Genomic DNA, 22,044 nt, shown 5'->3' on the forward strand with positions numbered 1-22,044 from the left:
AGTAACTATGCCTTTATTTGTTCTGAGTTGTACTGACCGTGAAGGTACACTGGAAAAACGTCTTGCGACCCGTCCTGCACATCTTGCACGTTTGCAACAACTCGATGCCGAAGGTCGCTTAATTGTGGCGGGGGCAATGCCAAAAGACCCAAGCAATCCACAAGCAGGCTTTTATGGCAGCACCATGATTGTCGATTTTGACAGTCGTGAAGCACTCGATGCTTGGCTACAAGATGAACCTTTCTTAAAAGAAGGCGTATATAGCCACATTGACGTTAAGCCATTCAATAAAGCATTCCCTCAAGGATAAGCGCTATGCGTTTCGTTGTTGCCAGTGTTGTTGCTGTTCTGCTCAGTTCACCTGTATATGCAGTTGAGCCAGCCACAACCACACCTACTGCACCTGCTCCTGCTGCTGTGACCAACACGGCAGCTGTAGCAACAGCCAATGGGGTTACTCCTGCACAAGATAAGCCCCTGACTGCAGAACAAATTGCCAAAAATAAAGCCCTTCAGGAAGCTAAAACCAAAGCCTTGATTAAAGATCAGAGCACACGTTTGCAACAACTTGAACAGGCAAACCTCGATGCTTTGGCACAGAATCAGGAACTGCAACTTAAAAACGATAATTTAGGCGTGCAAGTTCAAGTACTGCAAAGTGAACGCAGTGCGCAAATGTTTTTATACGGTGCTGCAACACTCGCTGTTGGCGTATTGCTCGGCTTTTTAATTGCCAGTTATGTTTATACCAAGCGTCGTCGTCAATGGTAATCTGACTGCGCACCTTTTCATTTAAAGGACTTTTGTTTTGTTTCAGCCTATTCAAACTGCCGAGCTGGATTGGCAACTGGTCGATGGCATTGATGTGCCCATTTCCAAACAGTTTGGTGATGTGTATTTCTCTAAAGACAATGGCCTGCTCGAAACGCGGCATGTGTTTTTACAGGGCAACGACTTACCCACCCGCTTGGCAGCACTCAACGATTTTGAATATTTTTGCGTAGGTGAAACAGGCTTTGGAACAGGCTTAAATATTTTAGCGCTGTGGCAATTGTGGCAACAGGTACGTCCTAATAATCACAGTCACTTGCACGCCATTTCTGTAGAAAAATTTCCACTCCGCAAAGCCGATCTAATTCGTGCCTTAGCCGCTTGGCCAGAACTGAGTCATCTGTCTGAACAGCTGATTCAGCAATACCCTGCAGCCATAGCAGGCTGTCATCGTTTAAATTTTCCAGATGAACGCTTTAGCCTCGATTTATGGCTAGGCGATGCACAGGAAGTATTCCCTGCAATTGCCAAAACCACACCTGTAAACGCTTGGTTTTTAGATGGCTTTGCCCCCTCTTGCAACCCAGATATGTGGCAGGAAACGGTACTGAACCCCATTGTAGCCTTATCAGACTATGGCACGACCTTTGCCTCATTCAGTGTGGCAGGCGTACTTAAACGTGGCTTAAAACAACACGGTATTCAGATTACCCGCCCACGTGGTTTTGGGCATAAACGGGAAATGCTAAAAGCAGTTTGGCAAGCGCCGGACATGATGCCACAAACAGCAGATCAGACTGAAATGGCACAAATTGCGGCAACAAACCGCAATGCAGCCACCAAACAGCGCCATATTGCGATTGTAGGCGCAGGAATTGCAGGTTTAAGCTGTGCTTGGGCATTTGCACAACGTGGGCATCAAGTCACGCTCTACGATCAAACAGCGCCACTTGCAGGTGGTTCAGGCAATCCCTTGGCATTGTTAAACCCAAAACTTTGTCCAGTTCATCAAACTGCCGACCATTTAATGACTTTGGCATGGCAATATGCTTTAAATCACTATGCCGCATTCAAAGCATTTCGTCCGTTGCAGATTCACCAAATGGCACTTAAACATGCCGATGAATTGCTAGGTTTAGCCGCACACTACCCAAAAGGTATTTTAGCAACACAACATGCAACCGAACTCACGCCACAATGTGATTTTGCCAGTTTGAATTTATTACAAGCAGGTGCGATTTCTCCACATCAACTTCGTGATGAAATTCTTGCACATCCACACATTCAGTTTCAGCAAGCTCAAATTAAACAAATCACCACGACAGCACAGCAACTGATTTTACACAGCGTAGATGTTGAACTTGGAGTGTTTGATCATGTCATCGTCTGTGCAGCGCTGCAAAGCGGTGCTTTTTTTGAGCATTACCCTGTGCTAAAACCTATTCGTGGGCAAGTCAGCTGGTTAAATAATACCGATCAGGCTTTGCCATTATCACAAGCCTATAGCTATGGCGGCTATTGTATGCAGCTCAATGCTGATCAACTGATTTTAGGTGCATCGTTTTATCCAAATCGGGAAGATTGTGACGTCTTGGCAGAAGACCATGTGCATAACTACGAACTTATCCACAGTGTATTTCCTGCCTATGCCAAAAATTTAGCCCCTGTAGACACTTGGCAAGGCCGTGCTTCGCTACGCGCCCAAAGTCAAGATTATTTCCCCTTGCTTGGTAAAATGCGTGATGATCAGGAAATTTACAGCTTTGCAGGACTGGGTTCCAAAGGCTTTTTATTTGCTCCGTTGTGCAGTGAAATACTGGCAGCACAAGTTTTAGCAGAAGCCTGTCCTGTACCTAAAAATTTACTACAAAAACTAGCAGCTACACGCTTTCAGAAAAAGGTGAAAACCAAGAAGCCGTATTTTAAAGCTCTTCCGCCTTCAACCTAACGCTCGCTTATAGCGAACAGAAATAAAGCGATACCCAACAAAAAAGCGCCTTGCGGCGCTTTCTTCATATTAAGGATACTTAGTGACCTTGTTCCAAAGGCATACCTGCATCACGCGCAGCACGTGTACCACCCATTAAAACTACATATTCACGTGAGCTGTCCAAACCTTCTAGTTTTTCCGCTGCACGTGGGGCTTTACTACCACCACCACATAAAATGTAAATGGGTTGATCCGCCGACACCTGAGTGAGGCTCTCTGCTGATAGATCGTTAATTGGCTGATTCACAGCACCTTTAACATGAGCTTCGGCATAAGCACTTGCATCACGTACATCCCAGATAATCGCGTCAGCTGGGAACTCAAATGTTGTAATTTCTTGTTTACGGATCATTGCGCACTCCTTTGATGTAAAACAACACTTGGCAAATGAAGAAAACATCCCTAGCATCTCAGATATTGTTTCCATTTGCAAAGGTCTTCATTATGCCTTCTTTCGATATTGTTTCTGAATTAGAACTTTTTGAAGTGAATCATGCGGTTCAAAACACACAAAAAGAAATCGGTACTCGTTTCGATTTTCGTGGTCAAGATGTTTCTATCGACCTCAATGAAAAAAACAAAGAGATCAAAATTACCACTGAAAGTGATTTCCAATGTGAGCAAGTGTATACCATGCTCGAAAATCACTTCTATAAGCGTAAAGTCGACATTCAAGCACTTGACCCACAAAAAATGACCGCATCGGGTAAAAATGTGATTCAAGTGATCAAACTTAAAGATGGTCTTGACTCAGATACCGCAAAAAAAATTAACAAAGCCATTAAAGACAGTGGCATTAAAGTGCAATCTTCTATTCAAGGTGACAAAATTCGTGTGACCGACAAGAAACGCGACACATTGCAACAAGTAATGGCGTTCTTGAAAGAGCAACAATTTGGTCTGCCACTGCAATTTAACAACTTTAAAGATTAATTTGGGGATGTCATGACACCAACCAATCGCTTAAACAAACTGGTCAAAGCAACATCAAAATTGCCGAAAGGCATTCAAAGCCGCCTTTTGAGTCAAGCCTTTGGTCGTGTCGTGCCGATGGTGGGCACTGCGAAAATTCGCTATCAAGAAGTAACCCCATCGCAAGTGGTAGTCAGTCTTGCCAATCATAAAGCCATGCAAAACCATATTGGACAGGTACATGCCTGTGCTATGGCGCTGCTTGCCGAAACTGCTACAGGTTTTGTGACTGCTATGAATGTACCTGATAGTGCCATTGTGCTGATTAAAAGCCTGAAAGTGGACTTTAAACGTCCAACTCAAGGTGCAATGACAGCCATTGCCACACTCAGCCCAGAACAGCAACAACTCATGCACAGCACCGACAAAGGCGAAACACTGGTCAATGTCAGTGTGATTGATGAATCAGGCGAAGCCCCGATTCAGTGTGAAATGTTGTGGGCATGGGTGTCAAAATCACATTTAAAGCAGAAATAAGCCTAATACTTGTTTCTTCTCCAATAAAAAAATCCCAGCTACTGTGCTGGGATTTTTTCATTACGATGGTTGATTAGCTTGATAATTATGATGCTTGACTAGCCTGAGCTTCTAAAAACTTCTGTTTGGCTTCTTCAGGAATCTGACGTTTTGAGCCTTTGACATCAACCGCAACAAAGGTAAATACGCCTTCGGTGACACGCACGGCTTCACGTGAATCGTCATGGCTGTCCCACACTTCAATTTGCATTTGAATTGAAGTATTGCCCACTTTCAAAATTTTGGTGTAGCAACTGATCACATCGCCCACTTTTACAGGCACCAAAAAAGTCATTTGGTTAATGGAAATCGTGGCACAACGTCCTTTACTAAAACGCTCGGCATGAATCGCACCTGCCAAGTCCATCTGTGAAACGATCCAGCCTCCAAAGACATCTCCACTCCAGTTGGTATCTGCTGGCATGGCAATTGTTTGTAGGGAAAGCACTCCCTCTGGTTTTGCATGAGAATCTGACACGTTCACTCCGGACATTTGCAATAAATTAGCACGAACAGTGCATTAAGACTGGGCGTTGAGATGCTGATCCAACCATTGTTGTAATTCAGTCGCTCGTAGCGCGCCGCTTATTCTAGCAATTTCATTGCTTTTATTCATCAATACCAGTGTTGGAATACTGCGCACATGAAACGCGCTGCTTAAACGTGGATTGGCTTCGGTATCAATTTTGGCAAACACCACCTGCGGATTTTGCTTAGCGACTGTTGCAAAATGTGGTGCCATCATTTTACAAGGGCCACACCAGTCCGCCCAAAGGTCAATCAAAATAGGTAAATCACTATTTTGGATAAAATTACTGAAATTTTGCTCATTTAATTCAATGGGTGCAAGCGGAATCAGCGCTTGATGACACTGCCCACATGCAGGATTGGCAGATAATTTATCTTCAGGTACACGGTTTTTTGCACCGCATTCAGGGCATACAATAATCATTTACTGACTCCAAACAGTTGCTGTAAAAACTCTAATTGGGTCTGAATGGCTTTTTTAAACCATTCGCCGTGATAAATATCGAAATGATGTATATCCCACTCCTCATATTGCACATAAGGTGCAATATTGGTGGCGGTTTCACGACTCGATTCAATTGGAATCAGGCTGTCACGCAGTGCGGCAATAAATAACACAGGAATGTTGATTTGCCGCACTTCTTGAATGGGACGATAACGTATCAAATTAAAAAATACCCGCGCAGGAATTTCCCCACTCCAATAATGGTCGGGGTTCACAATCGACATATAACCTGCATAACTGTCTGCAGTCGGAAAAAAACACAGTTCTTTTTGCGCCACCACTGCCAGTGTTTTAGGTGACATCCCCACCTTTGCTCCCATATAGTCCTGACTGGAAATTTTTAAAGCTTTCGGAAGTTGCTGCAAAGGATACAACTTGGCACTTTCCGCACCATCTACAAAAGGCACTTGTACCATGACTGCGGCAATATTGTGTAAGCGCGAGGCCAAACTCAGTACATATCCCCCACTTAGTGAAGTCCCCCACAGAATCATACGTTTGGCATCAATCGATTTACGTTCTGCAATGTGTGAAATCATGCTGCGCCAGTCATCTAACTGCGCCTCTATGGACACCAACTCACGTGGACGTCCTGTACTTCCGCCCCAATAGCGATAATCAAATAGCACCACGGCATAGCCTGCCTGAGCAAAGTGTTGTGCGTATTGCACCAATTTAAAATGCCGCAAGGCCGCCAGACCATGCGCCATCAGAATCACCGCGGGTTTTTCTATAGATTTAGGGCGATAAAAGTCTGCAGCAATCACCTCATGATCACTTTTGACATATAAAGGCTCAACCATATAGGAATGCATAAGCGCTCCATTGCGATATTTTATCGTTATCGTCGTTATAAATATTTCAGAACATTCAGCTCATGAATCTGCTTAATGCTATCATAAAGCATATTGTCATGAATAAAATGATGGAGTGTTCCCCATGTCTGAACAAGTCGGTTTTGCAGGTCAAATTGGTCCTGAGCATGTAACTCAGGTTCTTGAGAAAGGTTTTAAGTCAATTATTAATAACCGCCCAGATATGGAAGGTGGTCCTGAACAGCCCACTAGTGCACAAATTGAAGAAGCAGCACGTGCTGCAGGTTTGGATTATGTTTATCAGCCTGTAGTGTCTGGTCAAATTACCGAGTTAGATGTTCGTGCATTTGCCAATCACTATAATGAATTGCCAAAACCTGTGTTGATGTTCTGCCGTACAGGTAACCGCTCAAACAACTTATTTCAGTTAGCTAAACAAATGGATTTGTTGGATGACTAAACACATCCTCAAACATGTGTTTTGCGGTATTCTGATCTGCAGCAGTATCTCGCTGAGTCACGCTCAAAACGATGTTCAGACTTTAAATACCAAAGTCAGTGTTGCAGGTCAGATGAATGCTGCCAAATTTTCACAGTTGATGCGGCAAGGTTTTAAATCTGTGATTGTGAACCGCCCTGATCAAGAAATGGGCAATGTGGTCAAGGTCAGCGAATTACGCAATATCGCGGAAAAATCCCAGATCAGTATGATTTATCAACCTGTCAACAGCGGTAAAATTTCTCAAACAGACATTCTTGAATTCGCTAAATATTATAATGAGCTTCCAAAACCCATTCTGATGATTTGTCGTAGTGGCGCTCGTTCTAGTGCGTTATTTCATCAGGCAAAATCTCAAGGTTTGTTGCATGAATAAAGTTTTATTGGTGGTGATGTGTGTCTTGGTTCTCAGTGCATGTAATTCGATGCAAGTGCGCCCGACTGTGGGTGTGAGTGTGGGGACTTCGCTTTAATTTTTAAATTAAAATCACCATAAAAAAAACAGCGCTGAAGCGCTGTTTTTTAGTTTTTAATTATGGGCATGTTGTTGTATTTACACCATACGGACTTTCCAGGTTAGGTCCAAATGTACCATTCGAACTATAATCGCTAGTTAAAGCAGGTAAAGTTAAATTATAAGTTGTTCTTTGTGGCAATGAAGTGATAGTAGATGCTGCACCAATTTGAACATTTAACCAATTCGCATAAATTTTTGGATAACGAATTATAAAATCGAATTTACCATCTTTATCCGTTGTATATTTAGCGGTTTCTCCTTGCCCTAGGAATGTTGGAACTTTTACAGGTACATTCATAACTTCAGGATTAGTAATAGCTACACCTGAAGCATTTGCCGGACAAACACTGATTGGCTGAGTGCTTAGGTTTGCAGGTACATCATCTGTATCATCAGCTGGCGTACCTCTATTATGCATGACTAAACCATTTCGCACATAATGATTTGGATTCGTCAGATCATAATAACGTTCGCCTGCGGCAATCCATTGTTCACTAGCTGTTTTTTCACCTAGTTTAACTGAGTTTCTCCAGATGTACTGACCTTTACGATAAGTAATAGGTGTAATATCCATCACAACTTCTTGATTAGCTAGCGGTTTACCATCAAAATCTACCACACTCACAGAAAGGTTACGTGTGTAATAAACTCCATCATCCGATGAACCAACTTCCGATGGGTTTACTCCTATTACAATTGATGCAATTGGATTTTGTACTGCCGCCTGAACAATATCAACTTGGGTTACTTGAGTCGCATCAATAAAGCCATCTTCTTTAAATTTCGCTGTTAAACGTAAATCTTCATTTGCAAATGTTGCGGCATCATAATTTCCATCTCGTTCACGCTCATCCACTTGTACTTTAAATACGGCTTGTCCGTTGGCATCCGTGGTTAAACCTGATGCTCCTACAATTATTGCCCCGTTACGTGCAAAATTATCAATAGCCAATTCAACGTACTTATCAGCTATGCCACCACCATTAGCATCAACCAAAGTCACGGTAACATCCGTCATATCATTACGTACATTCATGATTGGTTTAGCAGCTGCAACACGTAGACTATAACGTGCAGGCTGTGGTTGAGGTGTTGGAGTCACAATAGGTGCAGGTGTAAATGCTGTTAAACGGTGTATTTGAGATACTGTACCTGCTTCATTAGTATGACTTGCAGTTAGCTCGATTCCACTTGCAATCAATAAATCAGCATCAACTGTACTTCCATCAATCTCAACCGAGAAGAACGCATTACCTTTTGAATCCGTAATCACTGTTTGAGGTTCACTGGTATTGGTTTGATGCCCACTTCCTGGTGTACCAATAATTAATGTAGCTGCGTTATTAGCAGACAGCCTTACTGGTTGATTACGAACTGGCTGGTTATTTTGATCTAATAATGCAACAGTTATAATTGAACGGTCACCCGCAGTGCTTAAATTCGCTTTAGAACTCTGTATTGTTAAGTGATTCGTGTTAATCGCTTCAGTTACCGTAAAGCTAAGCGTAGTTTCAAGCTTTTCGCCTTTAGGGTTAGTGATAATACCTTTAACCTGAATACCCTTGTCTAATAAAGCTTGTTTTGCAACAGCTGGAATATCTTTAGGTAATGTAAGAGTTACTGGTAATTGTCCATTAGCTGACGTAGAAACTAAATCTGCACTCAGTTTCACACCAGCTGTAATTGCTTCAGTATTCAATGCCAAATTCACAGGATAAGCTGAATTTGCTCCAAGCTCGTCCTTAACGGCTACTTGCACTGTATAATTCTTACCTAATTCCAAATTAGATTGATCTGCTGTTAAACGTAAGTTTACAGAATCCTTTGGAATCTCAACTTGAATTGAACCTGTTTGCTGTAAACGGTCATTCGGGTTATTTAAACTTGTGCCGACTACAGCAAAAACGATACCATTTTTAATCAAGTTTGCATCGTACGCACCTTCAGCCACACGAACAGTAAATTCTGCTTCACCCTTGCTATTGGTTACAGCCGAGTTAGAAGATAAAGACACACGTGAGCTAGTTAACGAAGACAAAGCAATTTGAATTGGCGTATTTGGAATAATGGCATTGTCTTTATCTTTCGCAACAATTTTAACACGAACTTCACCACCCAGCACTGACACAGTTTGAATATTACCTACATATGCAATATCAAGACCTGCAAGCTCTGGTAAAACGACTGGTGGTTGTGCAACATCAACTTTCTTTGTAACAGTAAATGCGGAACCATCTGTACGAGTTGATTTCACGACTACCGTTAAACCATTCGCAATTAGATTCGTGAGTTCAGTTACATTGCCCGCTTTTACTTTAATTGTAAATTTTGCATGACCATTTACATCTGTGCGAATAGCTTGTGTAGAAACGTAACTCACACCATTATTTAATGCTGCATCATTTAAACCAATACTGATCAGCTGATTTTTAAGTAATTCGCCATCTGTACCTTTTGCAGTGACATCAACAGTTAATGTTTGCTCTTGGCCAACTGCTAGAGTCAAATCTCCCAACATATCAACTGTAAAGTGATCAAGATCAATCACACCTTGCTCTGTCGGTGCTTTAAAGTTCAAACGCAATGTTTGTGTCTTACCATTTGCTGAAGTCGCAACTAACGGTACACCTTTAATCGCTAAAGCAGCTTGCTCAGGCGATAAATTCGCCTTGTAGTCAAGAATAAAAGTTGCATATCCATCCGCATCTGTCTGTTTAGAAGACTGACCTGTATGATTCAAGCCTAAATCTTGCAACTGTTTATCACTTAAAGACCCTGCAATATTCAAAGACACAGTTTCGCCAATTAGTGCACTACCGTTAACACCGACTGCCTTCACTTTAACTGTGAAAGTTTGAGTTTTTGTATAATCAAATACCGCTAGTTTTGGATCTGTCGAAGAAGTGATTGGATCTATAGCTAAATAGCGCGTCGCTTCTTCAGAAACTTCTTCATTAGCAACTGTAATAGCAATAGAATTGCTTACACCATTATCAGTCGTAAAATTAGCTTTAATTCCTGCTTTTACCAATGCTTCTACTGCAGCAGGTGTTTGGGCATTTGTTTTAATATTAAAAGTGGCAAACCCATCAACAAAATCTTTTTCCGCAGCCCCATCGAATGTTACACCATTTGATGTTGCCTCAGCATTTAAGTCAAGTTTAACCTTACCTTTAGTTGCTGCTAAGCCTTTATTATTAATTGCCTTAACAGTTACAGCAACTGAATCATTTTTTGCATTCACTTTATATGAGGATGCAATTTCTAAACGCTGAATAGCTTCGGCATCCGAAGCATTTACATTTTCTGTTACCACATCAACGATAACACTACCAGAAGCAAGGTTAATACCATCTGTATAGGTTGCGCTTAACGAAATACCTGTGTCGGATAAAGCAAGTGGATGTGTAACATCGGCCGTGCTAATCGTAAATTCTGCAATACCTTGTGCATTCGTTTTAGCAGTCGCATTATTGAGTTTAACGCCATACGCGAGCTCAGCCTTTGTAAAGCTCAAACGAATCTCTTTTCCACTTAATGGCTCATGTTGATCATTCTTTGCTAATACTTGAATTTTTACGGGTGTTGTACTTTTCGCAGCAACAGCCTGATCTGGCTTAATTACTGAAAGAGTTGAGACAATCTGAGATGTGTCTTTGGTGGTGTTTCAAAAAGTATGCTGGCGTTAAACAAATCCGTTATTAAGGTAAAAGAAAGTCAAATCAAAGGCTTTAAAATGATTTTCGAGCTTTTTAGAAAAGTTGCAACTTCTCCTAAATCCACGCCTGATTCGATGACGAATTCTACAATTGTTACCTTCAATACCGACGGTAAAAAACTTACCGATCACTTGCTTGCAACATTGAAATGCTGTGATAAAACTATCCCAATGATCACTCGCAATTCGAGCATATTGAACCCCAAGCTTTTTAAGTCTAGCTTTAAGACGTTGAACCGTTGCTAAATCCCGCTTACCCCAAACATAAGCAACAATTTCTCCAGATTCTCGATGGTAGGCATAAATAAGCCATTGTTTATTTTGCTTATTCCCTACAAAAGTCCAAAGTTCATCGACTTCAAGACATTCGTAGTGGCTTTGTTTAGGCTGAATCTGATAGATCGATTCACTTAAGGTTCGTAATACCTTGCCAATGCTGATACGCTCGACTTCAGCAATATCTCTTACACCGCTTCCTCTGACCATTAAATGTAGTATCTTGCCGGTAATACCTGAGTTACACCCTTGATAGCTTAATGCATGATCACCAATAAATTGACGTTTGCAATCTTTGCACTGATGGTTTTGTTTTCCATCTACTTTGATGCCATTTCTCTTTATATTGTTACTTAGACAGGTAGGACATTTGATTTGTAGCGTTATTTTCATAACTCTATTTTATCAAAAGCCATATTGTTTTTTTCAGCATACTTTTTGAAACACCACCGTGTCTTTAAATGTTAAATCTGCTGTTGCAGTTTTTTCCGCTTTATGTTCATCAACTAGCAAAAAACTTAATGTTTCAGACTTACCCGCAAAAGTAGCAAGATCAGCTGATGAAAAATTACTACTCGCTTTAAGTGTATATTTCACCTCACCCTGAGCATTTGTTTGTTGAGTTGCTGCGCCATTAGTGATAATAAATTTACCGCGCATCGCTTCAGGCATATTTAAAGTAACAGACTGATTCGCTTTAATACCACCCTTAGCATCTGTTACAGTCGCAATAACATCCACACTGCCATTTGGTAGATTTAATACTGTGCCCTGGGTCACATTGATTTTATAGTCACTGACAATCGTACTACTTTTCTTGATATTTAAAGTGTAAGGGATACTAACTGAAGTCCCATCAACAGTAGCAGTTAATTGTACTGAACCTTCAGCTTGTGCTAACGCAGGAACATTAATTTCAAATTTAGCTACACCATTTTCATCAGTCGCAACTACAGAGTTAGTGCTGCTTACACCAAACTCATTTGTCGCAATTGATAAGCGAATATTTTTGTTGGCAATACCACCATTGTCAGCATTTAAAGCTTTAACCGCCAAGTAAACTTTTGACTTATCTGGTGCAAATTGAATTTCCTGACTACTTGCACTCTGTAAATCTCTTGTTAAATGTGTTGCTACCTGTGACGTGTCTGTTGTTGATGTATTGTCTCCACCACTATTTGGAGGATTAGTTGTACTACTATTATCCGTATTGTAATAACCATCACTTCCTCCACCGCCACATGCAACCAATGCGATAGAAGAAGCCAATACTGTAGACTTTACCCCTAATTTTTTTAAATTAATAAAATATGTCATGTTTGTACCCATCATTTTTATAAATGTCACAGATCCGCAAGATAGTTTACGGCTTTTAACGGAATTTACTCAAAATTACAAAAATATTCAACGTAAATTTTCCAAACTACAAATTAAATCATCATATCACCTATTAATTATAGTTATTTCAATGCAAAGGTTAGACATTAATATTTATTAACTATTAAAATAAAAAAGTGTACCCAACATGTACGACCTCACTAACATTGCTGCAGGCACGCAGTTATCAGCGCCTATAAAGAAGCAATTCAACACACCCAGAACCTACTCATCATCAATCACAGCCCATGGAACACCACCTGTGCCCGTGTTGGCTGTATGCCTAGCAAAGTCTTCATCTCCTGTGCCAATCACATGAACCACATTCAGCACGCATAAGAAGGTACATTAACAGTAGATGCAAAAATTGATACACCCCAAATCATGACAAACGTACGCCAATGACGTGATTGTTTTGCCCTTGCCGGTAGATCGTTGGGATGCATATCACGAAGTTTCAGGCTTTGCGACTTTTATATGGCTGAATACTTAATTTATCATCACACCTAAAACCACAGGAAATGAAGTTTTACAGATGTTTCCATGTGCTAGTGTTTTTAAAATTTAGCTATAGTTGCTTATACAATTCAAGTGAATGAACAACTATATCAGACAAAAGCTTTTATTATTGTAGCCGGGTCTAACCCTGATTATGACCAAGCATGGAAAGAAAATTTTGACAAACGCTTAATTACATCAGATCAAATCTTTGAATTAGAAAGTCTACCGCAATCTTAGACCGTCATAGGCATTGGATCATTGCAATCGAGTTAGCTTACTCAGCAGCCTAGAACTGCAAATCTTTGCACAAGATACACACAGTGAAGCATTTAATATCAAATTTGAAACCTTGCCAACACAACTACAAAGAACAGAACAAGGCGTGCAAATTGAATATCAAGAAGATGGACAAACACAGAGCTTAACTGCCGATTATGTATTGGTTGCCACGGGTAGACGCAGCTATTTAGATCAGCTTCAACTTGAAAATATTGATACAAGTTTCAACAACATCAAACAACTCCCAATTGATCCTCATACCAAACAACTCGGACAGCATGCTATTTTTATTGTGGGTGATGCACACACGAATACTCCCATTCAACATGAAGCAGCACATGAAGGGCGTGCAGCCGTGCATAATTGTTTAAGCTTTCCAAACATTGAAAATATAAAAACATTAACACCCATGGGCATTGTGTTTAGCTCACCTGAAATGGCATCTGTAGGACAAAACTATAAACAACTGAAAGAGCAAAATATTGCATTTACGACAGGCTTTGTTTCTTATGATAAGCGAGGTCGAGCTTTGGTACTAAGAAAAATTGAAGTTGTCAAAGGCATTCTAAAATTGACCCCTTTGACCTTTTGTATTAAGTTTCAACCTGTGACTAAATCCCCCTGAGGGTTTTATTTTGCCTTCTATTTATATAATTTTTAATTTAATACAGACATAAAAAAACACCCCCAACGTTTGTTGAGGGTGTTTGAATAATGAGCTGGCGATGACTTACTCTCACATGGGTAACCCCACACTACCATCAGCGCGAAGAGGTTTCACTTCTGAGTTCGGGAAGGGATCAGGTGGTTCACTCTTGCTATTGTCGCCAGCACAACTGTTATGGACTTGTTCGGGTCTTAGTTACATTGCTTTTGCTTGATGCTTTTGCATGTAATGCCTTACTTTGTTCCAAATGAGTTATTAACAGGTTGGCTATTGGGTCTGAATTTTATTGTTTAGCCTTAACTAAATCAAGGTCAGTCTGTATTGACTGATTGGATTTGAATCGATTGAACATTCAACCCCAACTGTTTGGGTGTTGTATAGTCAAGCCTCACGAGCAATTAGTATTGGTCAGCTTCACATATCGCTATGCTTCCACATCCAACCTATCAACGTCGTAGTCTTCAACGGCTCTTTAGGAGGCATAAAGCCTCGGGGAAATCTTATCTTGAGGTAGGCTTCCCGCTTAGATGCTTTCAGCGGTTATCCCTTCCGAACATAGCTACCCGGCGATGCGACTGGCGTCACAACCGGTACACCAGAGGTTCGTCCACTCTGGTCCTCTCGTACTAGGAGCAGATCCTCTCAAATTTCCAGCGCCCACGGTAGATAGGGACCGAACTGTCTCACGACGTTCTAAACCCAGCTCGCGTACCTCTTTAAATGGCGAACAGCCATACCCTTGGGACCTGCTTCAGCCCCAGGATGAGATGAGCCGACATCGAGGTGCCAAACACCGCCGTCGATATGAACTCTTGGGCGGTATCAGCCTGTTATCCCCAGAGTACCTTTTATCCGTTGAGCGATGGCCCTTCCATACAGAACCACCGGATCACTAAGACCTACTTTCGTACCTGCTCGACTTGTGGGTCTCGCAGTTAAGCGCGCTTTTGCCTTTATACTCTACGCGTGATTTCCGACCACGCTGAGCGCACCTTCGTACTCCTCCGTTACTCTTTAGGAGGAGACCGCCCCAGTCAAACTACCCACCAGACATGGTCCTCGTCCCGGATAACGGGACAGAGTTAGAACCTCAACATTACCAGGGTGGTATTTCAAGGACGGCTCCACTCGGACTAGCGTCCAAGTTTCAAAGCCTCCCACCTATCCTACACAAGTAAGGTCAAAGTTCAATGTCAAGCTGCAGTAAAGGTTCACGGGGTCTTTCCGTCTAGCCGCGGGTACACCGCATCTTCACGGCGAATTCGATTTCACTGAGCCTCTGCTGGAGACAGCGCCGCCATCATTATGCCATTCGTGCAGGTCGGAACTTACCCGACAAGGAATTTCGCTACCTTAGGACCGTTATAGTTACGGCCGCCGTTTACTGGGGCTTCGATCAAGAGCTTCGCTTACGCTAACCCCATCAATTAACCTTCCAGCACCGGGCAGGCATCACACCCTATACGTCCACTTTCGTGTTTGCAGAGTGCTATGTTTTTAATAAACAGTTGCAGCGGCCTGGTTTCTGAGGCTGTCAACCGCTCAGGGAGCAAGTCCCATCACCGTCAACAGCGTACCTTCTCCCGAAGTTACGGTACCATTTTGCCTAGTTCCTTCAGCAGAGTTCTCTCAAGCGCTTTGGTCTACTCGACCTGACCACCTGTGTCGGTTTCGGGTACGATTCCAGTGTAACTGAAGCTTAGAGACTTTTCCTGGAAGCAGGGTATCAGCCACTTCACTGTACAAGTACAGCTTGCTATCAGATCTCAGCATAGAGCACCCCGGATTTGCCTAAGATGCATGCCTACTTCCTTTCACCTGGACTACCAACGCCAGGCTGACTTAACCTTCTCCGTCCTCTCATCGCATTACACTGAAGTATTGGAATATTAACCAATTTCCCATCGACTACGCCTCTCGGCCTCGCCTTAGGGGTCGACTCACCCAGCCCCGATTAACGTTGGACTGGAACCCTTGGTCTTTCAGCGAACGGGTTTTTCACCCGTTTTGTCGTTACTCACGTCAGCATTCGCACTTCTGATACCTCCAGCATACTTCTCAATACACCTTCTTCGGCTTACAGAACGCTCCCCTACCACGCATAATAAATTATGCATCCGCAGCTTCGGCACATAGTTTTAGCCCCGTTACATCTTCCGCGCAGGCCGACTCGACTAGTGAGCTATTACGCTTTCTTTAAAGGGTGGCTGCTTCTAAGCCAACCTCCTAGCTGTCTATGCCTTCCCACATCGTTTCCCACTTAACTATGATTTTGGGGCCTTAGCTGGCGGTCTGGATTGTTTTCCTCTTGACTACGGACGTTAGCACCCGCAGTCTGTCTCCCGGATAGTACTCATTGGTATTCGGAGTTTGCATCGGTTTGGTAAGTCGGGATGACCCCCTAGCCGAAACAGTGCTCTACCCCCAATGGTATTCGTCCGAGGCGCTACCTAAATAGCTTTCGGGGAGAACCAGCTATCACCGAGTTTGATTAGCCTTTCACCCCTATCCACAAGTCATCCCCTGGCTTTTCAACGACAGTGGGTTCGGTCCTCCAGTTAGTGTTACCCAACCTTCAACCTGCTCATGGATAGATCACCCGGTTTCGGGTCTATACCCAGCAACTATACGCCCTATTAAGACTCGATTTCTCTACGGCTCCCCTATTCGGTTAACCTCGCTACTGAATATAAGTCGCTGACCCATTATACAAAAGGTACGCAGTCACCGAACAAGTCGGCTCCCACTGCTTGTATGCATGCGGTTTCAGGATCTATTTCACTCCCCTCACAGGGGTTCTTTTCGCCTTTCCCTCACGGTACTGGTTCACTATCGGTCAGTCAGGAGTATTTAGCCTTGGAGGATGGTCCCCCCATATTCAGACAAGGTTTCACGTGCCTCGCCCTACTCGTCATCATTATGTGTGCCCTTTCGTGTACAGGACTATCACCCACTATGGTTGCACTTCCCAGAGCATTCCACTAAAACACACATAACTTAATGGGCTTTTCCCCTTTCGCTCGCCGCTACTGAGGGAATCTCAATTGATTTCTTTTCCTAAGGGTACTGAGATGTTTCACTTCCCCTCGTTCGCCTTGCAACACTATGTATTCATGTTGCAATACCTACCTTAAGGTAGGTGGGTTCCCCCATTCAGACATCTCCGGATCAAAGGATATTTGCCGCCTCCCCGGAGCTTTTCGCAGGCTATCACGTCTTTCTTCGCCTCTGACTGCCAAGGCATCCACCACATGCACTTAATTACTTGACTATACAACCCCAAACAGTCGTTAATCCCTACAAGTAGGATTAAGACAATTAAATAAATCAATGATCTATTTAATCTACAGTTCAAAGTCTCGTGCACTTAAGCACCGTACAGCTTCAATCTAAATTCATATACCAAAACGCTTGATTCAGTTAATTTGCTAGTGCTCATTTCAATTCGTAATTAAACCGTAACACCGAAGCATTACTGTCAATCTTAAATGAAATGAGTTGAACAATTTATTTCAGACTCAATTTTTGCCAATCTGTTAATGATTCACTGCATCCTCGTCGGACTGCAGTCAACTGTGATAAATCACAGAACTTAATAAACCATCAAATCTAATCTCTCGATTCTTTCGATCTTTTATTAAGTTCTGCAATCTTTAGCTTATTCCCGCACTTAATAAGTACGTGGTGGAGACTAGGAGAGTCGAACTCCTGACCTCCTGCGTGCAAAGCAGGCGCTCTACCAACTAAGCTAAGTCCCCAGCTTATCATCTGTGATTCGATGTATCTTCAATTCCTGTAACTTGATTGATTCAATCTAGGTCAAAGTCATGGTGGGTCTGACAAGACTTGAACTTGTGACCCCACGCTTATCAAGCGTGTGCTCTAACCAACTGAGCTACAGACCCTCAGATACATCAATGAAGAACAACTTGTTGTGGATTCTTACCAATCGTCAATCTTTCGTTAAGGAGGTGATCCAGCCGCAGGTTCCCCTACGGCTACCTTGTTACGACTTCACCCCAGTCATCGGCCACACCGTGGTAAGCGTCCTCCTTGCGGTTAGACTACCTACTTCTGGTGCAACAAACTCCCATGGTGTGACGGGCGGTGTGTACAAGGCCCGGGAACGTATTCACCGCGGCATTCTGATCCGCGATTACTAGCGATTCCGACTTCACGCAGTCGAGTTGCAGACTGCGATCCGGACTACGATCGGCTTTTTGAGATTAGCATCACATCGCTGTGTAGCAACCCTTTGTACCGACCATTGTAGCACGTGTGTAGCCCTGGCCGTAAGGGCCATGATGACTTGACGTCGTCCCCGCCTTCCTCCAGTTTGTCACTGGCAGTATCCTTAAAGTTCCCATCCGAAATGCTGGCAAGTAAGGAAAAGGGTTGCGCTCGTTGCGGGACTTAACCCAACATCTCACGACACGAGCTGACGACAGCCATGCAGCACCTGTATGTAGATTCCCGAAGGCACCAATCCATCTCTGGAAAGTCTCTACTATGTCAAGGCCAGGTAAGGTTCTTCGCGTTGCATCGAATTAAACCACATGCTCCACCGCTTGTGCGGGCCCCCGTCAATTCATTTGAGTTTTAGTCTTGCGACCGTACTCCCCAGGCGGTCTACTTATCGCGTTAGCTGCGCCACTAAAGGATCAAATCCCCCAACGGCTAGTAGACATCGTTTACGGCATGGACTACCAGGGTATCTAATCCTGTTTGCTCCCCATGCTTTCGCACCTCAGTGTCAGTATTAGGCCAGATGGCTGCCTTCGCCATCGGTATTCCTCCAGATCTCTACGCATTTCACCGCTACACCTGGAATTCTACCATCCTCTCCCATACTCTAGCTAACCAGTATCGAATGCAATTCCCAAGTTAAGCTCGGGGATTTCACATTTGACTTAATTAACCACCTACGCGCGCTTTACGCCCAGTAAATCCGATTAACGCTCGCACCCTCTGTATTACCGCGGCTGCTGGCACAGAGTTAGCCGGTGCTTATTCTGCGAGTAACGTCCACTTATCCCAGGTATTAACCAGGTAAGCCTCCTCCTCGCTTAAAGTGCTTTACAACCAAAAGGCCTTCTTCACACACGCGGCATGGCTGGATCAGGGTTCCCCCCATTGTCCAATATTCCCCACTGCTGCCTCCCGTAGGAGTCTGGGCCGTGTCTCAGTCCCAGTGTGGCGGATCATCCTCTCAGACCCGCTACAGATCGTCGCCTTGGTAGGCCTTTACCCCACCAACTAGCTAATCCGACTTAGGCTCATCTATTAGCGCAAGGTCACAAGTGATCCCCTGCTTTCTCCCGTAGGACGTATGCGGTATTAGCATCCCTTTCGGAATGTTGTCCCCCACTAATAGGCAGATTCCTAAGCTTTACTCACCCGTCCGCCGCTAGCTCAGTTACCGAAGCAACCTCGCCCGCTCGACTTGCATGTGTTAAGCCTGCCGCCAGCGTTCAATCTGAGCCATGATCAAACTCTTCAGTTAAAATCATTTTGAAGTTTTAATCTAAACTTCCAAATCTGGCTCATCAATTTTCTGACTTAAATTTCGCTCAAATAAACTTCGAGTAATTTAAACCAATCAATCAATGAAATAATTTCGATCAATCAATCAGTAAAAATCCACACAAGTTGTTCTTCATAATCTCTTAATGATCTTCTCAACGCTTCGTCAGCATCAAGCTAGGTCGGCTATATTACGCTTTATTTCTAAAGTGTCAACTGGTAATTTAAATTATTTTAAACTTACTTTCTAAAACCCAACCCAATCAATTTCAATCAAGTCATTGTTTTATCAGAAGTTTTAATCTACATCACCGCCGATGGATGTGCATTATAGGACAATTATTTTAACACGCAACCCCTTTTTTAAAAGAAATATATCGGGTGTTTATTTTTTATTCATTTTTGCTTTTTTTACACACATTTTGAGCAAATTTGCTTTAATACATTGTTTCAATTAACTGTTAATATATACCCATCGGCGATATAACAGCTTTTGCTTACTCAGATTTAAGCGCTAGGATTCTTTATGTATCAACAAAAATATCTTTGGGTGTGCCTTGTTTCTTTAGGATTCATCACCTCAACACATGCAGCAACACCTTCTACTAAAGAAGCTGCTCAAGAAGAAACCGCTGAAGTTATTGTGGCAGATTCATCTTCTAAAACTAAAAGTAGTCGTTTGGATGCGCTTAAAGAATTAAAAAGTGTCAAAGCCAAAGATTTAAAAGTGAATGCAAATGCTGCACAACCCGATGAAGTCAAAGATCCACTACAACCTTTGAACCGTCAAATTTATGCATTCAACGACATGCTAGATCGTAATGTCGCCCGTCCACTTGCATTGCAATATACAAAGAAAGTTCCTGGTGAAGTGCGCGGCTCATATCGTCAGTTCCGAAAAAACTTGGGTGAACCTTGGAATGCGGTTAACCAATTGATTCAAGGTCGCCCTTTACGTGCCGCAAAAACTTTAGGTCGTTTTAGCTTAAATACCATTACAACTTTAGGAATGGCTGATCCTGCACGTCGTTTAGGTTTAGACACAGAAGAAGAAAATTTTGGTACAACCTTGGGCTACTTCGGTGTCCCTTCAGGGCCTTATGTTATGTTACCAATTTACGGTCCAAGTACTTTCCGTGATGGTTTTGGCACACTTGTAGATGGTCAGGCGCGTCCGCAAAAATACATTTTAGATGACGATGACCGTTTATATTGGTCGGAGCAAGTTATGCGCGGCGTAGATACTCGCTCGCAACTCTTAGAAGTAGAGCAAGTGTTACAGGGTGACAAATATGCCGCGATTCGGGATATTTACTTGCAACGTAAAAACTTTGAAATTGCGGAAAAGAAAGGACTTGATGCCGACAATATTTCGTTTGTAGATGATGAAACCGAAGAACTTTTTGATGATCAAGAAGAAATAAACCTGCCTGAAGAAAGCACAGAATAATTTGTAAAACATTTTACTCAAGGTGAGTTTTTACTTTCCTTGAGTATTCAGGCATTGTTATAGTAACGCTTTGTTTAGGTTCAGGGTCAACACAAAACTCTATGTATTTCATTCAACCCACACGTGATATTCCATATCTAGAACAGGTGCTCGACACACTGCCTAGTGTGCAAATGATTCACATAGATGACATCAGCTTGTATGACCCAACCATTATTGCAATTGCTGATGTGCAAGATTATTTAACTTATCAATGGAATTTACCCACGATTGTATTGGCCTTTGAAGATGAAGGGACGGCATTGGTTCAAGCATGGGAACAAGGCGCTTTAGCAGGTTGGTTGTGGAGTCGTTTACCAGAAAATCCACCGCAAGCCTTACGCAAAATTGACGCACAATATAAACGCAATCAAGACAGCCGTGACTTACCTTCTGCGGCGGAACTACAAAAAAAATTACTACCGAATCCTATCGAACTGTGTAATTACCGTGTAGATACGTTATTTAAACCTTCGGCTTATTTATCGGGCGATTGGTTTGATTACTGGAAAATCAGTGACAAAGAAATCATGTTCTATTTGGCCGATGTGTCTGGGCATGGCGTAACCAGTAGTTTGCTGACGTCTTGGATGGCTGCATTTCATGGTCGCTCCAAAACACCGCGCGAACTGATTAAAAAGCTGAACGGTATGCTGGTTCAAGAAAATATTGAAAAGCATATCACCATGATTAGTGGGATTTTAAATATTGAAACTCATGAGCTGCGCTGGTCGAGTGCGGGGCATTATCCACCTGCCATTATTATTGAACCCAATCAAGCACCTAGGATTTTAAATACCAGTAGTTTTCCTTTAGGACTGACTGAAGATTTAGAAGTTGAGGAATTTGAGTGCGTATTAAATAAACAGGCACGGTTTATTATCTGCTCTGATGGTGCGTTAGAACCTTATAGCGGTGGTTTGAATGAACAGTTTGAACAATTGGTCTTTCACTTGCAAAATCAATCATTCCAAGCACCCGATCATGTAGCCGATGACATTGCAATCTTGAGTTTGTGTCGAACAAAATAACCAACAAATCAGCCAGTTAACTTCTTAACCTTAGATATACGACTGTAAGCTACTTGAGTCTATATAGTCG

The 22,044-nt window shown here is 42.6% G+C and carries 17 protein-coding genes, 2 tRNA genes and 3 rRNA genes; 10 read left to right on the forward strand and 12 right to left on the reverse strand.

The annotated features are described in order from the left end of the window. Nucleotides 1–7: 7 nt before the first annotated feature. From K1T76_RS10275 to mnmC, 3 genes are read left to right on the forward strand one after another with little or no spacing between them, the layout of a single operon-like run. Complete coding sequence (locus K1T76_RS10275) at nucleotides 8–310, forward strand: YciI family protein (protein WP_004976238.1); 303 nt, start codon at nucleotides 8–10, stop codon at nucleotides 308–310. 5 nt (nucleotides 311–315) lie between these two features. Then, nucleotides 316–771 carry a hypothetical protein gene (locus tag K1T76_RS10280; RefSeq protein ID WP_004976237.1) on the forward strand — a complete coding sequence of 152 codons (456 nt, stop codon included), beginning with the start codon at nucleotides 316–318 and terminating at the stop codon, nucleotides 769–771. Between the two features lie 37 nt (nucleotides 772–808). Beyond that, on the forward strand, nucleotides 809–2,719 hold the full coding sequence (gene mnmC / locus K1T76_RS10285) for an FAD-dependent 5-carboxymethylaminomethyl-2-thiouridine(34) oxidoreductase MnmC (RefSeq protein WP_230245309.1): 1,911 nt from the start codon (nucleotides 809–811) through the stop codon (nucleotides 2,717–2,719). Between the two features lie 79 nt (nucleotides 2,720–2,798). On the opposite strand, the gene K1T76_RS10290 is transcribed toward mnmC, so the two are convergent. Beyond that, the gene (locus tag K1T76_RS10290) at nucleotides 2,799–3,113 is read right to left on the reverse strand and encodes a rhodanese-like domain-containing protein (protein WP_004976235.1); all 315 of its coding nucleotides are present in this window, start codon (nucleotides 3,111–3,113) and stop codon (nucleotides 2,799–2,801) included. Between the two features lie 92 nt (nucleotides 3,114–3,205). Here K1T76_RS10290 and K1T76_RS10295 point away from each other — a divergent pair, with 92 nt between their 5' ends. Next, the gene (locus tag K1T76_RS10295; RefSeq protein ID WP_019838035.1) at nucleotides 3,206–3,694 is read left to right on the forward strand and encodes a YajQ family cyclic di-GMP-binding protein; all 489 of its coding nucleotides are present in this window, start codon (nucleotides 3,206–3,208) and stop codon (nucleotides 3,692–3,694) included. A 12-nt stretch (nucleotides 3,695–3,706) separates the two neighbouring features. Further along, a complete protein-coding gene (locus K1T76_RS10300; protein WP_096902415.1) occupies nucleotides 3,707–4,210 on the forward strand; it encodes a DUF4442 domain-containing protein in 504 nt (167 codons plus the stop codon). 85 nt (nucleotides 4,211–4,295) lie between these two features. Here the strand turns inward: K1T76_RS10300 and K1T76_RS10305 are convergent, their stop codons facing one another. The 3 genes from K1T76_RS10305 to K1T76_RS10315 all read right to left on the reverse strand — a co-directional run bounded on the left by K1T76_RS10305 (nucleotide 4,296) and on the right by K1T76_RS10315 (nucleotide 6,097). Beyond that, a complete protein-coding gene (locus K1T76_RS10305) occupies nucleotides 4,296–4,673 on the reverse strand; it encodes an acyl-CoA thioesterase (RefSeq protein ID WP_228748483.1) in 378 nt (125 codons plus the stop codon). 96 nt (nucleotides 4,674–4,769) lie between these two features. Then, the gene (trxC, locus tag K1T76_RS10310; protein WP_230245310.1) at nucleotides 4,770–5,201 is read right to left on the reverse strand and encodes a thioredoxin TrxC; all 432 of its coding nucleotides are present in this window, start codon (nucleotides 5,199–5,201) and stop codon (nucleotides 4,770–4,772) included. After that, nucleotides 5,198–6,097 (reverse strand): alpha/beta hydrolase, encoded by a 900-nt coding sequence (locus tag K1T76_RS10315; protein ID WP_230245311.1) that lies wholly within the window; start codon nucleotides 6,095–6,097, stop codon nucleotides 5,198–5,200. Before K1T76_RS10315 ends, trxC begins: the two co-directional genes overlap by 4 nt. 124 nt (nucleotides 6,098–6,221) lie before the next feature. Here K1T76_RS10315 and K1T76_RS10320 point away from each other — a divergent pair, with 124 nt between their 5' ends. Together K1T76_RS10320 and K1T76_RS10325 are read left to right on the forward strand one after the other, a co-directional pair. Further along, a complete protein-coding gene (locus tag K1T76_RS10320) occupies nucleotides 6,222–6,557 on the forward strand; it encodes a TIGR01244 family sulfur transferase (protein ID WP_019838040.1) in 336 nt (111 codons plus the stop codon). Further along, nucleotides 6,550–6,972 (forward strand): beta-lactamase hydrolase domain-containing protein, encoded by a 423-nt coding sequence (locus K1T76_RS10325; protein ID WP_230245312.1) that lies wholly within the window; start codon nucleotides 6,550–6,552, stop codon nucleotides 6,970–6,972. The genes K1T76_RS10320 and K1T76_RS10325 overlap by 8 nt, the downstream gene beginning before the upstream one ends. Nucleotides 6,973–7,129: 157 nt before the next feature. Here K1T76_RS10325 and K1T76_RS10330 read toward each other — a convergent pair whose 3' ends face one another. From K1T76_RS10330 to K1T76_RS10340, 3 genes are all read right to left on the reverse strand, one after another. Further along, the gene (locus tag K1T76_RS10330; protein WP_230245313.1) at nucleotides 7,130–10,630 is read right to left on the reverse strand and encodes a hypothetical protein; all 3,501 of its coding nucleotides are present in this window, start codon (nucleotides 10,628–10,630) and stop codon (nucleotides 7,130–7,132) included. A gap of 168 nt (nucleotides 10,631–10,798) precedes the next feature. Next, nucleotides 10,799–11,500: an IS1 family transposase gene (locus K1T76_RS10335; RefSeq protein ID WP_004730370.1), complete on the reverse strand. Its 702-nt coding sequence runs from the start codon at nucleotides 11,498–11,500 to the stop codon at nucleotides 10,799–10,801. Between the two features lie 33 nt (nucleotides 11,501–11,533). Beyond that, nucleotides 11,534–12,424: a hypothetical protein gene (locus K1T76_RS10340; protein ID WP_230245314.1), complete on the reverse strand. Its 891-nt coding sequence runs from the start codon at nucleotides 12,422–12,424 to the stop codon at nucleotides 11,534–11,536. Between the two features lie 811 nt (nucleotides 12,425–13,235). On the opposite strand from K1T76_RS10340, the gene K1T76_RS10345 reads away from it, so the two are divergent. Further along, nucleotides 13,236–13,889 carry an FAD-dependent oxidoreductase gene (locus tag K1T76_RS10345; RefSeq protein WP_230245315.1) on the forward strand — a complete coding sequence of 218 codons (654 nt, stop codon included), beginning with the start codon at nucleotides 13,236–13,238 and terminating at the stop codon, nucleotides 13,887–13,889. Between the two features lie 92 nt (nucleotides 13,890–13,981). Here the strand turns inward: K1T76_RS10345 and rrf are convergent. From rrf to K1T76_RS10370, 5 genes are all read right to left on the reverse strand, one after another. Next, nucleotides 13,982–14,096 (reverse strand): 5S ribosomal RNA (gene rrf / locus K1T76_RS10350). Between the two features lie 212 nt (nucleotides 14,097–14,308). Then, nucleotides 14,309–17,202, reverse strand: a 23S ribosomal RNA gene (locus K1T76_RS10355). Nucleotides 17,203–17,613: 411 nt separating this feature from the next. Continuing rightward, a tRNA-Ala gene (locus K1T76_RS10360) sits at nucleotides 17,614–17,689 on the reverse strand. Between the two features lie 70 nt (nucleotides 17,690–17,759). Then, nucleotides 17,760–17,836, reverse strand: a tRNA-Ile gene (locus K1T76_RS10365). 59 nt (nucleotides 17,837–17,895) lie between these two features. Next, nucleotides 17,896–19,434: ribosomal RNA gene (locus K1T76_RS10370) — 16S ribosomal RNA — on the reverse strand. Together the 16S, 23S and 5S rRNA genes with 2 tRNA genes alongside form the textbook arrangement of a ribosomal RNA operon. A 546-nt stretch (nucleotides 19,435–19,980) precedes the next feature. On the opposite strand from K1T76_RS10370, the gene K1T76_RS10375 reads away from it, so the two are divergent. Further along, complete coding sequence (locus K1T76_RS10375; protein WP_230245316.1) at nucleotides 19,981–20,904, forward strand: MlaA family lipoprotein; 924 nt, start codon at nucleotides 19,981–19,983, stop codon at nucleotides 20,902–20,904. A 101-nt stretch (nucleotides 20,905–21,005) separates the two neighbouring features. Beyond that, nucleotides 21,006–21,974, forward strand: a complete 969-nt coding sequence (gene gigA, locus K1T76_RS10380) for an RsbU family protein phosphatase GigA (protein ID WP_019838179.1) — start codon at nucleotides 21,006–21,008, stop codon at nucleotides 21,972–21,974. The last annotated feature ends 70 nt before the right edge of the window (nucleotides 21,975–22,044 follow it).

Origin of the sequence: Acinetobacter sp. PW68, assembly GCF_020982655.1 — a bacterium.
In the GTDB taxonomy this organism is placed as follows: domain Bacteria; phylum Pseudomonadota; class Gammaproteobacteria; order Pseudomonadales; family Moraxellaceae; genus Acinetobacter; species Acinetobacter towneri_A.